The organism is Xylanimonas sp. McL0601 (assembly GCF_049852175.1).
In the GTDB taxonomy this organism is placed as follows: domain Bacteria; phylum Actinomycetota; class Actinomycetes; order Actinomycetales; family Cellulomonadaceae; genus Xylanimonas.
This window is the reverse complement of sequence record NZ_CP187527.1, coordinates 3,410,817-3,423,813: the sequence shown is the minus strand read 5'-3', so window position 1 is coordinate 3,423,813 and position 12,997 is coordinate 3,410,817. Positions and strand designations below refer to the sequence as shown.

The following is a 12,997-nucleotide window of genomic DNA, read 5'->3' as shown; positions in this document are numbered from 1 at the left end:
GCCGGCGGGGCTCAGCGGAAGACGACCGTGCGGCGCCCGTTCAGGAGCACGCGGTGCTCCGCGTGCCACCGCACGGCGCGCGCGAGCGTGCGGCGCTCGACGTCCTCGCCGATCGCGACCAGGTCGGAGACCGCGCGCGAGTGGTCGACGCGCTCGACGTCCTGCTCGATGATCGGGCCCTCGTCGAGGTCGCCGGTCACGTAGTGCGAGGTGGCGCCGATGAGCTTGACGCCGCGCTCGTGCGCCTGGGCGTACGGGCGGGCGCCCTTGAAGCTCGGCAGGAACGAGTGGTGGATGTTGATGACCTGACCGGCGAGGTCACGGCAGAGCTCGTCCGACAGGATCTGCATGTAGCGGGCGAGCACGACCAGCTCGACGTCGAGCTCCTTGACGAGCGCGCGCAGGCGGTCCTCGGCCTGGGCCTTGGTGCCGGCCGTGACGGGGACGTGGTGGAACGGCTTGCCGTAGAACTCGGCGATGTCCTGCAGGTCGTCGTGGTTGCCGACGACCCCCACGACGTCGATCGGCATGCCCTGCGACCGCTCGCGGTACAGCAGGTCGACCAGGCAGTGCGCGGCCTTGCTCACCAGGAGCAGCGTGCGCACGCGACGGCCGACGACGTCGAGATGCCACGTCATGCCGAACGCCTCGAACGCGGGCGTCAGGGCGGTGACGAGCTCCTCGCGGGTCGCGTCCGCCTGCACCTGCACGCGCATGAAGAACAGCCCCGACGCCGGGTCGCCGAACTGCTGGGACTCCGTGATGTTGTGCCCGCGCGCGGCGAGCGCCCCGGTCACGGCGGCCACGATGCCCGGCCCGTCGGGGCAGGAGACGGTGAGGACCCACTCGGTGGGCGAGCTGCTGGCGTCGATCACGAGGACACGGTACGGCCACAGTGCGCACGGCGTCGTCGTCGTCTGGTTCGATGCATGTATGAACGACGCCATGGAGGCCACCCGCATCGCCCTGGTCGCGGACGCCGACGCCGGGGAGCTGCTCACGCTGCGCCGCGCCGCGTTCGTCACCGAGGCGCAGCTGTACGGCGACCCGAACATCCCGCCGCTGACGCAGACGCTCGCCGAGCTGCGCGAGGACCTCGCCCGCGAGGACGTCGTGACGATCGGTGCCTGGGAACGCCACCGGCTGGTGGGCTCGATCCGCGTCGAGCTCGACGACAACAAGGCCACGCTGGGCCGGCTCGCCGTCGCGCCCGACATGCAGGGCCGCGGGATCGGCACCTCGCTCCTGTTCGCCATCGTCCAGCACCTGCCCGAGCAGGTCACGGAGGTGTGGGCGTTCACCGGCAAGGACTCGAAGGAGAACCTGTCGATGTACGCGAAGCACGGCTTCCAGGAGCACCACGACGACGCCGCGGGCGCGCTGACGTACACGTACCTGCGCCGGGTCCTCCACGAGGTGGAAGCTCGCAGGGCCGACTGAACGCTCGTTCGAGCATTCGCGGGGTGTTCGAGCCCTCGGGCGCTCGAACACTTCGACGAATGCTCGAACGCGCGCCCTCGCACGTACGCAGTGCGCCCCACCAGCTCCGCGACGGATGCTCGAACACCGAAGCTCAGCCGGCGAGCCGGGGGTGCAGCAGCAGCGGGTGCGGGCGTGCGGTCGCGCGGATCGTGGGCGGGAAGCGAGCGAGCAGGCGGGCGGCCGTCGAGTCGGGCGAGTCCCTCGCCGTGGCCCGGAACGGGACGATGCCGGTGGCCTCGACGATCGCGTCCGTGCGGCGCTTCTCGGCGAACAGCGCCTGCGACGCGTCGTAGCCCGCCCCGAGCGCTCCGTCGACGTACTTGACCTGTCCGTCGAACTCGGCGAGCACCCGGTACTCGGGCCATGCGAGATCCGCCCGAAAGGTCCCCAGCCGCGTGCTGATCGGCGCCTGTGTGACAGGGCGCGGAAGGCCGACGCGCAGCGCGAGGTAGCGCAGCCACGTCTCCCATGCGGACTCCGCTCCGCCGTCGGCGAGCTCGACGACGCAGCGAGCGCGTCGGCACCCGCGTACCGGTCCGAGGGCGACAGCTCGTCCGAGGACGGCCTTCAGGTCGACGCCGTCGGCCAGCGCCGCGTCCGCGACGACCAGTGCGGCGAGCGGGTGCTCCGTCCGCGCGACGTCCAGGAGCGTGCGCTCCTTCGTCGTCACGAGGAGACCTTCGCGCTCGACGACGTCGGCCTCGGGCAGCCGCGCGAAGTGGCGGAAGATGTCGGTCGCCGCCGTACCGGCGCGGCGCGACGCCTGAGTCACGTGCGTCCGCTCCGGGACGCTCCACGTTCGCCAGCCCCACCACGCCGCCGCCGAGACGTGGCTGAACACCGGCGTGCGCAGCTGGACGTTCACCGCACGCATGCGCAACAGGGCAAGGTCGCGAGCTCCGTCGTGAGTCCGTAGGCGCCGGCGGTCGGAGTCGACGCCGTCGTGCGGGACGAGGTACGCGCCGCGCCGCAGCAGGTCGACGTCGCCACGGCGCAGCTCGCGGCGCATGCGGTCCCGGTCGGCGTGGCGGGCAAGCAGGATCTCGGCGGGTTCGCTCACGCGCCTACCCTGCCGGGCCGCACCGCGGCCTGGCCGCTGCCCCCGGGCCCCCTGTGCACAACCACCCGCACGGGAGTGCTGGGGAGACCGCAAGGCCGAGTTCGAGCATCCGTCGGGAGTTCGAGCGCCTGAGTGCTCGAACTCCCGACGGATGCTCGAACTCCGCGCGACTGCGCCCCGCGCGCGCCCGCGCGACTGCGCCCCGCGCCCCGCGCGCGCGCGGGTCAGCGCGCCGGCGCCGTTGCCCCCGTGATCGCGGCCACGATCAGCTCATACGTCGCCGTGCGGGCCTCGAAGCTGCCGTTGTTGCGGCCGTGCCGCAGCACCTCGATGCGGTCCGCCACCGCGCGGACGTCCCCCATATTGTGGCTGATCAGCACGACGCCGTGACCCAGGTCGCGCAGGCGCTCGATGTGGGTGAGCACCTCCGCGGTCTGGGCGACCGACAGCGACGCCGTCGGCTCGTCGAGCACCACCACGCGCGGGTGGCCCAGGAGGGTCCGCGCGATCGCCACCGTCTGCCGCTGCCCGGCTGAGAGCATCGAGAGCGGGGTGCGCACCGACGGGATGCGTGACGTCAGCGAGGCGAGGATCTGCCGGGCCTCCTCTTCCATGCGTGCGTCGTCGAGCGGAGCCCCAGGCCCGCCCTCGCGAAGCCGCCGGTACCGGCCGAGCCCGCGCGGCCGCGCCTGCCGCAGCTCGCGGCCCAGGAACAGGTTCTCGACGACGTCGAGGTTGTCGCACAGCGCGAGGTCCTGGAACACCGTCGCGATCCCGAGCGCGTGCGCCGCCGCCGCCGACGGCACCACCACGGGCTGGCCGTCCATCTCGATCAGGCCGGTGTCGGGCTGCAGCACGCCCGCGATGATCTTCGCGAGGGTCGACTTGCCGGCCGCGTTGTCGCCCACGAGGGCCACGACCTCGTGGCTGCGCACGTCCAGGTCCACGTCGGTGAGGGCCTCGACGTGGCCGAACGCCTTGTGGATCCCGCGCACGGACAGCACGGGCGGGGTGGTCACCATGCGACTCCTTCGACGACGTCGGTGTGTGAGCGGGCCAGCTCGAGCGCGCCGAGCAGCTCGGCCCGGGGGCCGAGCCCGCCGGCGACGACGTCGACGGGCGCGAACCGGTGCGGGAGGGCGTGCCGGCGCACGGATTCTCCCAGGGCCTCGACGACGATCGCGCCGGCCTGCGCCAGCTCGCCGCCGACGACGACGAGCTGCGGGTCGAGCACGGTGACGATCGTGGCGGCCGCCTGGCCGACCCGGTTCGCCGCGTCCTCGAGCACGCGCCGCGAGCCGGGGTCACCGCCGCGCGCAAGCCGCACGAGGTCGCGCAACGTGACCTCGCCGAGCGCGGGGCGCACCAGGTCGAGGAGCGCGTTCTCGCCGACCTCGGTGTCGAGGCAGCCACGGTTGCCGCACCGGCACACGGGCCCGGCTGGGTCCACCTGGACGTGCCCGAGCTGGCCGGCGGCCCCGGACCCGCCGCGGTGCGGCCGCCCGCCGAGCACCAGCCCGGCCGACGTCCCGTACGAGAGCCGGACGTAGAGCAGGTCCTGGACGTGGCGCCCCGCGCCGAGGCGGTGCTCGGCGAGCGCGCCGAGGGTGGCATCGGCGTCGACGTGCACGGGGCGGGCGAGCCGCTTCGACAGCACCTGCGCGACGGGCGTGTCCTCCCAGCCGCGCAGGGCGCCGCGGACGGTGAGCAGCCCGGTCGCGGGGTCGACGGGGGCGGCCATCGCGACGCCGAGCGTGAGCAGCTCGTCGAGGTCGGTGCCGACGCGGTCCAGCAGGTCGACCACCAGCAGCGCGGCGCGGTCGAGGGTGGTGTCGGCGCGGTGGTCGGCGGGCAGGGGGAGGGTCTGCTCGGCGACGACGTCGTGCGCGAGATCGCCCAGGGCGACCGAGAGGGATCGGGGCCCGACGTGGATCCCCGCAACGAGCCCGGCCTGGCGCGCGAGGGTCACGCGCAGGGCGCGGCGCCCCGAGCGCGAGGTGGTCTCGGTCTCGACGACGCCGGCGACCGCGAGCTCCTTGACGATCGTCGACACGGTGGCGGTGGACAGGCCCGTCGCGGCGGCCAGCTCGACCTGGGTGAGCCCTCCGAACTGCTTGACGGCGTCGATGATGCGGCTCCGGTTCGCCTCCCGAAGGGAGGACTGCGAACCGGGCGACGACGCCGTCGGGTCCTTGGGCACGCGCGAAGGCTACTCGCAGCGACGTCTGGATTCGACCCCCAAACTCAGAAGGTCACGATTCGATGAACCTGTCGAACTTGCGCTTGATTCTCGAACGCAAGCCCGGCTACGTTCACGCTCGGCCCTGAGGCCTGCGTCGCAACGGTGGACGCTCCTCGGCACCGGTGGGGCACTGACGCCCGCTGGACTCGACGACGAAGAAGGACTTGACGATGAGGTCTTGGCGCAAGATCGCGGTTGTCGCGACCGCCTCCCTCCTGCTGGGCTCGCTCGCCGGGTGCGCGCAGGAGCGCACCAACGATGCGGGCAGCAACGGCGGCTCGGACAGCAACCTGATCGGCATCTCGATGCCGACGCGCTCGCTCGAGCGCTGGAACAACGACGGCGCCCACCTCAAGGAGGTGCTGGAGAAGGACGGGTTCAAGACGTCCCTGCAGTTCGCCGACGACAAGGTCGACCAGCAGATCACCCAGCTGCAGAACATGATCAACGAGGGCGCGAAGATCCTGGTCGTCGCCTCGATCGACGGCGAAGCGCTGGGCCCGACCCTGCAGACCGCTGCCGACGAGGGCGTCAAGGTCATCGCCTATGACCGCCTCATCAACGGCACGGAGAACGTCGACTACTACGCGACGTTCGACAACGAGCTCGTCGGCACCCTCCAGGGCCAGTTCATCGAGGAGAAGCTCGGCCTCAAGGACGGCCAGAAGGGCCCGTTCAACATCGAGATGTTCGCCGGCTCGCCCGACGACAACAACGCGAAGTTCTTCTTCAAGGGCGCCTACGACGTGCTCAAGCCGTACCTCGACTCCGGCGTCCTCGTCTCGCCGTCGGGCAAGGTCCCGGCGGACGTCGACGGCTGGACGAACGTCGGTATCCAGGGCTGGAAGACCGACTCCGCGCAGGCCGAGATGGAGACCCGTCTCAACACGTTCTACAAGGGCGGCACCAAGGTCGACGTCGTCCTGTCCCCGAACGACTCGCTCGCCCTCGGCATCGAGCAGGCCCTCGAGGGCTCGGGCTACGCGCCGGGCGCGGAGTGGCCGATCATCACCGGTCAGGACGGCGACAAGGCCAACGTGAAGAACATGCTCGCCGACAAGCAGTCGATGACCGTCTGGAAGGACACCCGCACGCTCGGTGACCAGGTCGCCAAGATGGTCCGCGAGATCACCGACGGCAAGGAGGTGACGGTCAACGACACCGACACCTACAACAACGGCAAGAAGACCGTGCCGTCGTTCCTGCTGCCCCCGCAGGTCGTGGTGAAGGACGAGGTCCAGAAGACCCTCATCGACTCGGGCTACCTCAAGGCGTCCGACGTCGGTCTGTGATCCTCAGCCGGCCCGGGACGCGCCCTGCGCGCGTCCCGGGCCGGCGACCGTCCCACACACCAGCACCCGACAGGGGGAGGAACAGGAATGTCAGGCGAGGACCTGATCCTGGAGATGCGGGGGATCACCAAGGAGTTCCCCGGCGTCAAGGCACTCAGCGACGTGACGTTCACGGTCCGCCGCGGCGAGGTGCACGCCATCTGCGGCGAGAACGGCGCCGGCAAGTCGACGCTGATGAAGGTGCTCTCCGGCGTCTACCCGCACGGCACCTACGACGGCGAGATCCTGCTCGACGGCGAGCCCGTCCAGTTCCGCGGCATCCGCGACTCCGAGCACGCGGGGATCGTCATCATCCACCAGGAGCTCGCGCTCGTCCCGCGGCTGTCGATCGCCGAGAACATCTATCTGGGCAACGAGCAGGCCGCCGGTGGCGTCGTCGACTGGCACGCCACGCGGGCACGGGCCCGGGCGCTGCTCCTGCGCGTCGGCCTCGACGAGAACCCCGACGTCACGCCGATCGACCTGGGCGTCGGCAAGCAGCAGCTCGTCGAGATCGCCAAGGCCCTGTCGAAGCGGGTCGACCTGCTCATCCTCGACGAGCCGACGGCGGCGCTCAACGACGAGGACAGCGCGCACCTGCTGAACCTGATCCGCGACTTCCGCGACCAGGGCATCACGTCGATCATCATCAGCCACAAGCTCAACGAGATCGCCGCGATCGCGGACCGCGTCACGGTCATCCGTGACGGCCGCACGATCGAGACGCTCGACTTCCACGGCGACGAGCAGGTCACCGAGGACCGGATCATCCGCGGCATGGTGGGCCGCCCGCTCGACAGCCGGTTCCCGGAGCACACGCCGACCATCGGCGCCGAGGCGCTGCGGGTGGAGGACTGGACCGTCCACCACCCGGCCGACACCGAGCGCGTCGTCGTCGACCACGCGAACCTCACCGTGCACCGCGGCGAGATCGTGGGCCTCGCCGGGCTCATGGGCGCCGGGCGCACCGAGCTCGCGATGAGCGTCTTCGGCCGGGCCTGGGGGACGAACATCTCCGGCCGCGTCTACAAGGACGGACAGGAGGTCCACCTCAAGCGCGTCGGCGACGCCATCGCGCACGGCATCGCCTACACCACCGAGGACCGCAAGGCGCTCGGTCTCAACCTCATCCAGACCATCCGCGAGAACGTCTCGGCGTCCGCGCTGGGCAAGGTCTCGACGTGGTGGGGGATGGTGCGCGGCGGGGCCGAGGAGGTCGTCGCGCAGCGGTACCTCAAGGAGTTCCGCATCAAGGCGCCCTCGGTCGAGGCGCTGGTCGGCAAGCTCTCGGGCGGCAACCAGCAGAAGGTCGTGCTGTCCAAGTGGGTCAACGCCGACCCCGACGTGCTCATCCTCGACGAGCCCACCCGCGGCATCGACGTCGGCGCGAAGTACGAGATCTACGGGATCATCAACGCCCTCGCCGACGCCGGCAAGGCCGTGATCGTCATCTCCTCCGAGCTCCCCGAGCTCCTCGGGGTGTGCGACCGCATCTACACGATGAGCCAGGGCCGGATCACCGGCGAGGTGCCCCGCGAACGGGCCACCCAGGAGGAGCTCATGCGCTACATGACCATGGAGAAGCCCCGCGAGGCTGCCAGCGTCGCGGCGACCGACACCGCCGTCGACGCGGCGATGGAAGGAACGAACCGATGAACGTGCTGAGGGAGTACTTCGGCCGCAACGTCCGCCAGTACGGCATCTTCGCGGCGCTCCTGGTGATCGTGCTGCTGTTCTGGGGGCTGACGGGCGGAAGCCTGCTCGCCCCCGACAACGTCGCGAGCCTCATCCAGCAGAACGCCTACGTGATGATCCTGGCGATCGGCATGGTCGCGGTCATCGTCGCCGGCCACATCGACCTGTCGGTCGGCTCGGTGGTGGCGTTCATCGGCGGCCTGACGGCGATCATGCTCGCCCACTGGGGCTGGCCGGTCTGGGCGGCCGTGCTGGCCTCGCTCGTCCTCGGCGCCGTCGTCGGGGTGTGGCAGGGCTTCTGGATCGCCTACGTGGGGATCCCGGCCTTCATCGTGACCCTCGCGGGCATGCTCATCTTCCGCGGGCTCGCGATCGTGCTCGTCGGCGAGACGGTGTCGTCGCTGCCGAAGAGCTTCAACGCCATCGGCATCGGGTCGCTGCCCAACGTGCTCGGCTTCGCCGCCGGGGAGATGGACGTCGTCACGCTGCTCATCGGCGCCTTCGCCGTCGTGGGCCTGGTGGTGTCGCAGGTCCGCGCGCGGGCCGCGCTGGTCCGTCACGAGCTGAGCGTGGAGCCGTTGCCGATCTTCGTCGGCAAGCTCGTCGTCATCGGCGCGCTCATCGCCCTGGTCACCTACTGGCTGTCGCTGTCGCGCGGCGGCACGCCGATCATCCTGCTCATCCTCGGGGTGCTCATCCTGGGCTTCGCGTTCGTGCTGAACCGCACGGTGTTCGGCCGGCACGTGTACGCCGTCGGCGGCAACCGCAACGCGGCGATCCTCTCGGGTGTCAACGCGCGCCGCACCGACTTCATGATCTTCGTGAACATGGGCGTGCTGTCGGCGATCGCGGCCGTCGCGACCACGGCGCGTGCGGGCGCCGGCGTCGCCGCGGCGGGCACGAACTTCGAGCTCGACGCCATCGCCGCCTGCTTCATCGGCGGCACCGCGGTCTCGGGCGGCGTCGGACGGATCTCCGGCGCGATGGTCGGCGCGCTCATCATGGGCGTGCTGAACAAGGGTCTGTCGATCCTCGCGGTCGACCCCGCGTGGCAGCAGGTCATCAAGGGCCTGGTGCTGCTGCTGGCGGTGGCACTGGACATCGTCTCGAAGCGCCGCAACGCGCTGCGCTGACGCCCCGCCCGGTGGTCGAGCCGGTCGAGATCACGCCATTCCGGGCGGATCTCGACCGCCTCGGCCACCGGTGTGCTTTTCCGCGTGCGTTACCCTGGTTCGCGTCGCGACTGGCGCAGCCTCAACCCCGTCCACCGGCGGGCGCAGGCAGGTGGATGACCACCAGGGAGCGACAACGCTGTGCAGACGACGGGTCGAACGCCTGGGCCCTGTGTCATGGACCAACGTGTCACGTCCACCGTCCGTCGCAGCGGCGCGCGTCGCTGCGATTCGCAGCCAGGGAGACTCTCATGAGCGCACACACCCCCGACCCCCTTCTGACCGGCAACATCGCCGACGTCGACCCCGAGATCGCCGCCGTCCTCGACGGGGAGCTCGCCCGTCAGCGCGACACCCTCGAGATGATCGCGTCCGAGAACTTCGTGCCGAACGCCGTCCTTCAGGCGCAGGGCTCGGTGCTCACCAACAAGTACGCCGAGGGCTACCCCGGCAAGCGCTACTACGGCGGCTGCGAGCAGGTCGACGTCGCGGAGAACCTCGCGATCGCCCGCGCGAAGGCGCTGTTCGGCGCCGAGCACGCCAACGTCCAGCCGCACTCGGGCGCCCAGGCGAACGCCGCCGTCCTGCACGCGCTGGCCACGGCCGGTGACCGCATCCTCGGCCTGGAGCTGGCCCACGGTGGCCACCTGACGCACGGCATGAAGATCAACTTCTCGGGCCGCCTGTACGACGTCGGCTCCTACGGTGTCGACCCGCAGACGTACCGCATCGAGATGGACGAGGTCCGCAAGAAGGCCATCGAGCACCAGCCCGAGGTCATCATCGCGGGCTGGTCCGCCTACCCGCGCCACCTCGACTTCGCCGCGTTCCGCGAGATCGCGGACGAGGTCGGCGCCAAGCTGTGGGTGGACATGGCCCACTTCGCCGGGCTCGTGGCCGCGGGCCTGCACCCGTCGCCCGTGCCGTACGCCGACGTCGTCTCCTCGACCGTCCACAAGACCATCGGCGGGCCCCGCTCCGGCTTCATCCTGGCCAAGGAGCAGTGGGCCAAGAAGATCGACTCAGCGGTGTTCCCGGGCCAGCAGGGCGGCCCGCTCATGCACGTCATCGCCGCCAAGGCCGTGGCCTTCAAGGTCGCCGCGTCCGACGGCTTCAAGGACCGCCAGGAGCGCACGCTGCGCGGCGCCCAGATCATCGCCTCGCGGCTCTCGGAGCCGGACGTCGCCGCCGCGGGCGCCTCGGTGCTCACGGGCGGCACCGACGTCCACCTGGTGCTCGTCGACCTGCGCAGCTCGGCGCTCGACGGCCAGCAGGCCGAGGACCTCCTCCACGACGCCGGCATCACCGTGAACCGCAACGCCGTGCCGTTCGACCCGCGCCCCCCGCGCGTCACCTCGGGCCTGCGCATCGGCACGCCGGCGCTCGCCACGCGCGGCTTCGGCGACGCCGAGTTCACGGAGGTCGCGGACATCATCGCGATCGCCCTGCGCGACGGCGCCGCGGCCGACGTCGACGCCCTGCGCGCCCGCGTGCAGACGCTCACGGCCGAGTTCCCGCTGTACCCGGGCCTGGAGCAGTACTGATGACGGCCCAGATCCTCGACGGCAAGGCCACGGCCGCCGCGATCAAGGCCGAGCTGAAGGAGCGGGTCGCGGTGCTGGCCGACCGCGGGGTCGTGCCCGGCCTCGGCACGCTGCTCGTCGGCGACGACCCGGGCTCGCAGTGGTACGTCGCCGGCAAGCACCGGGACTGCGCCGAGGTGGGCATCGCCTCGATCCGCGAGGACCTGCCGGGCACCGCGACGCAGGAGGAGATCGAGGCGGCCGTGCGCCGGCTCAACGAGGACCCGGCCTGCACCGGGTTCATCGTGCAGCTCCCGCTGCCGAAGGGCATCGACACGAACCGCGTCCTCGAGCTCGTCGACCCGGCGAAGGACGCCGACGGCCTGCACCCGACCAACCTCGGGCGCCTGGTGCTGCGCGTCAACCAGGAGGTCACCTCTCCGCTGCCCTGCACGCCGCGCGGCATCATCGAGCTGATCGAACGCCACGGGGTGTCGCTGGCCGGCAAGCACGTCGTCGTCCTCGGCCGTGGCGTCACGGTGGGTCGCCCGATCGGGCTGCTGCTGACGCGCCGGGCCGTGAACGCCACGGTCACGCTCACCCACACGGGCACGCAGAACCTCGCCGCCCTGGTCCGGCAGGCTGACGTCGTGGTCGCGGCGGCGGGCGTCAGGGGCATCGTCAGCGCCGACATGGTCAAGCCGGGTGCGATCCTGGTCGACGTCGGCGTCTCGCGCGAGACGGACGAGGAGACGGGCAAGTCGCGCGTGGTGGGCGACGTGGACCCGGCGGCGCTGGAGCAGGCGAGCTGGTACTCGCCGAACCCGGGCGGCGTCGGCCCGATGACGCGCGCGATGCTGCTGGCCAACGTGGTCGACACCGCGGAGCGCGCACCCGCGGCCTGACGAGCTGGCCGTTGTGGGTCCCTGGGGCTCCGCTTGTCCGACCCGACAACCGGAGCCCCAGGGACCCACGGCCTTCTCCGCCCGATGAGCGAACGCGGGCTGCGTCGTCGGTATCCACGACAGGGGACCGACGACGGAGGGCAGACCGATGGGCATCGTCAAGCCGCACCTGTGGTTCGCGGAGGGGGCCGAGAAGGCCGCGGAGTTCTATGCGAGCGTCATCCCGAACTCGCGGGTGACCAACCTGGTGACGGCGCCGGCCGGGGTGCCCGACGTCGCCGAGGGGGCGCCGTTCATCGTCGACCTGGAGCTCGACGGCATGCCGATCGAGCTGCTCAACGCCGGCCCGGCCTTCAGGCTCGACGAGGCGTTCAGCCTCATCGTCGAGTGCGACGACCAGGAGCAGGTCGACCACTACTGGGAGTCGCTTACCGCCGACGGGGGCAAGCCCGGCCAGTGCGGCTGGCTGACCGACCGGTTCGGGGTGTCGTGGCAGGTGATCCCGAAGCAGCTCGCGGAGCTCTTCGGCGACTACTCGACGGAAGGCCAGCGCCGCGCGGTGGCGGCCATGTTCACGATGCAGAAGCTGGACATCGCCGCGCTGGAGGCGGCATCCCGCGGCGCCTCATAGCCAGCTAATGACGTTGCGGGACCCCTGGGCTCCGGTTTCGCGCCGTCAGAACCGGAGCCACAGGGTCCCGCGACGGTTGGGGGCCGGGGTGGGTGGCAGAATCCCCGGCGTGAGCCAGCTTGTTGTCGCCAGCGCCAATGTCAACGGGATCCGGGCCGCCGTGCGTCGCGGCATGGGGGAGTGGGTCGGCGGCCGCGACCCTCACGTGCTGCTGATGCAGGAGGTGCGGGCGCCCGACTCCGTTCTCAACGAGGTCTTCGACGGGTGGCACGTCGCGCACCAGGCAAGCGACATCAAGGGCCGCGCCGGCGTCGCCGTCGCGTCCCGGCTGCCCGTGCACGCGGTGCGCGTCGGTCTCGAGGCGCACGGGCCGCACGGCGGTCCTGAGCCCGCGGTGGACACGGGTCGCTGGGTGGAGGCCGACGTCGAGCTGCCCGGCGGCGGGCTGCTCACCGTGGTGAGCACGTACATCCACTCGGGCTCGACCTGGCCGGAGGACAACCCGGTCAAGATGACCGAGAAGTACGCCTACCTCGAGAAGGTCACCGCTCGCCTCGCGGAGCTGGGCGCTGCGCCGACGCCCGCGCTGGTCGCCGGCGACCTCAACATCGCCCATCACAACGTCGACATCGCGAACTGGAAGGGCAACCTCAAGAACGCCGGCTTCCAGCCCGAGGAGCGCGCGTACCTGGACCGCTGGTTCGGCGAGCTCGGCTGGACCGACCTCGGCCGCGCGCACGGCGGGGAGGGTCCCGGCCCCTACACCTGGTGGTCGTGGCGGGGCCAGGCGTTCGTGAACGACAAGGGCTGGCGCATCGACTACCAGCTCGCCAACCCGGCCCTGGCCCCGCACGCGGTCAAGGTCGAGGTCGACCGGGCGCCGTCGTACGACGCCCGGTGGAGCGACCACGCCCCGGTGATCGCGACCTACGACCTGTAGCCCGCTCCGCGCCAGG

The 12,997-nt window shown here is 71.3% G+C and carries 12 protein-coding genes and 1 riboswitch; of the genes, 8 read left to right on the top strand and 4 right to left on the bottom strand.

Annotation, left to right across the window (positions count from 1 at the left end):
• Positions 1–11: 11 nt before the first annotated feature.
• The gene (gene purU / locus ACO4JP_RS15805; RefSeq protein ID WP_425954934.1) at positions 12–875 is read right to left on the bottom strand and encodes a formyltetrahydrofolate deformylase; all 864 of its coding nucleotides are present in this window, start codon (positions 873–875) and stop codon (positions 12–14) included.
• Between the two features lie 58 nt (positions 876–933).
• On the opposite strand from purU, the gene ACO4JP_RS15800 reads away from it, so the two are divergent.
• Positions 934–1,440: a GNAT family N-acetyltransferase gene (locus ACO4JP_RS15800; RefSeq protein WP_425954933.1), complete on the top strand. Its 507-nt coding sequence runs from the start codon at positions 934–936 to the stop codon at positions 1,438–1,440.
• A 133-nt stretch (positions 1,441–1,573) separates the two neighbouring features.
• Here the strand turns inward: ACO4JP_RS15800 and ACO4JP_RS15795 are convergent, their stop codons facing one another.
• The 3 genes from ACO4JP_RS15795 to ACO4JP_RS15785 all read right to left on the bottom strand — a co-directional run bounded on the left by ACO4JP_RS15795 (position 1,574) and on the right by ACO4JP_RS15785 (position 4,742).
• Positions 1,574–2,542 (bottom strand): hypothetical protein, encoded by a 969-nt coding sequence (locus tag ACO4JP_RS15795; RefSeq protein ID WP_425954932.1) that lies wholly within the window; start codon positions 2,540–2,542, stop codon positions 1,574–1,576.
• A gap of 224 nt (positions 2,543–2,766) precedes the next feature.
• Positions 2,767–3,564 carry an ATP-binding cassette domain-containing protein gene (locus ACO4JP_RS15790; RefSeq protein ID WP_425954931.1) on the bottom strand — a complete coding sequence of 266 codons (798 nt, stop codon included), beginning with the start codon at positions 3,562–3,564 and terminating at the stop codon, positions 2,767–2,769.
• Positions 3,558–4,742 (bottom strand): ROK family transcriptional regulator, encoded by a 1,185-nt coding sequence (locus ACO4JP_RS15785; RefSeq protein ID WP_425954930.1) that lies wholly within the window; start codon positions 4,740–4,742, stop codon positions 3,558–3,560. Before ACO4JP_RS15785 ends, ACO4JP_RS15790 begins: the two co-directional genes overlap by 7 nt.
• 212 nt (positions 4,743–4,954) lie before the next feature.
• On the opposite strand from ACO4JP_RS15785, the gene chvE reads away from it, so the two are divergent.
• The 7 genes from chvE (at position 4,955) to ACO4JP_RS15750 (ending at position 12,981) form a co-directional block, all read left to right on the top strand.
• Positions 4,955–6,076 carry a multiple monosaccharide ABC transporter substrate-binding protein gene (chvE, locus tag ACO4JP_RS15780; protein WP_425954929.1) on the top strand — a complete coding sequence of 374 codons (1,122 nt, stop codon included), beginning with the start codon at positions 4,955–4,957 and terminating at the stop codon, positions 6,074–6,076.
• An 87-nt stretch (positions 6,077–6,163) separates the two neighbouring features.
• A complete protein-coding gene (mmsA, locus tag ACO4JP_RS15775) occupies positions 6,164–7,771 on the top strand; it encodes a multiple monosaccharide ABC transporter ATP-binding protein (RefSeq protein ID WP_425954928.1) in 1,608 nt (535 codons plus the stop codon).
• The gene (gene mmsB / locus ACO4JP_RS15770) at positions 7,768–8,943 is read left to right on the top strand and encodes a multiple monosaccharide ABC transporter permease (RefSeq protein WP_425954927.1); all 1,176 of its coding nucleotides are present in this window, start codon (positions 7,768–7,770) and stop codon (positions 8,941–8,943) included. The genes mmsA and mmsB overlap by 4 nt, the downstream gene beginning before the upstream one ends.
• 96 nt (positions 8,944–9,039) lie before the next feature.
• A riboswitch (ZMP/ZTP riboswitch) is annotated at positions 9,040–9,158 on the top strand.
• Positions 9,159–9,233: 75 nt separating this feature from the next.
• A complete protein-coding gene (glyA, locus tag ACO4JP_RS15765; RefSeq protein ID WP_425954926.1) occupies positions 9,234–10,526 on the top strand; it encodes a serine hydroxymethyltransferase in 1,293 nt (430 codons plus the stop codon).
• A complete protein-coding gene (locus ACO4JP_RS15760; protein ID WP_425954925.1) occupies positions 10,526–11,410 on the top strand; it encodes a bifunctional methylenetetrahydrofolate dehydrogenase/methenyltetrahydrofolate cyclohydrolase in 885 nt (294 codons plus the stop codon). The genes glyA and ACO4JP_RS15760 overlap by 1 nt, the downstream gene beginning before the upstream one ends.
• Positions 11,411–11,558: 148 nt before the next feature.
• Positions 11,559–12,041, top strand: a complete 483-nt coding sequence (locus tag ACO4JP_RS15755; protein WP_425954924.1) for a VOC family protein — start codon at positions 11,559–11,561, stop codon at positions 12,039–12,041.
• Between the two features lie 109 nt (positions 12,042–12,150).
• Entirely contained in the window at positions 12,151–12,981 is an 831-nt protein-coding gene (locus ACO4JP_RS15750; protein ID WP_425954923.1) for an exodeoxyribonuclease III, read from the top strand.
• The last annotated feature ends 16 nt before the right edge of the window (positions 12,982–12,997 follow it).

Bases quoted from the DNA above. Each gene is read 5' to 3' on its own strand.
- ACO4JP_RS15755 (WP_425954924.1), top strand. From the start codon at position 11,559: ATGGGCATCGTCAAGCCGCACCTGTGGTTCGCGGAGGGGGCCGAGAAG.
- ACO4JP_RS15760 (WP_425954925.1), top strand. From the start codon at position 10,526: ATGACGGCCCAGATCCTCGACGGCAAGGCCACGGCCGCCGCGATCAAG.
- ACO4JP_RS15800 (WP_425954933.1), top strand. From the start codon at position 934: ATGAACGACGCCATGGAGGCCACCCGCATCGCCCTGGTCGCGGACGCC.
- mmsB (WP_425954927.1), top strand. From the start codon at position 7,768: ATGAACGTGCTGAGGGAGTACTTCGGCCGCAACGTCCGCCAGTACGGC.
- chvE (WP_425954929.1), top strand. From the start codon at position 4,955: ATGAGGTCTTGGCGCAAGATCGCGGTTGTCGCGACCGCCTCCCTCCTG.
- glyA (WP_425954926.1), top strand. From the start codon at position 9,234: ATGAGCGCACACACCCCCGACCCCCTTCTGACCGGCAACATCGCCGAC.
- ACO4JP_RS15790 (WP_425954931.1), bottom strand. From the start codon at position 3,564: ATGGTGACCACCCCGCCCGTGCTGTCCGTGCGCGGGATCCACAAGGCG.
- mmsA (WP_425954928.1), top strand. From the start codon at position 6,164: ATGTCAGGCGAGGACCTGATCCTGGAGATGCGGGGGATCACCAAGGAG.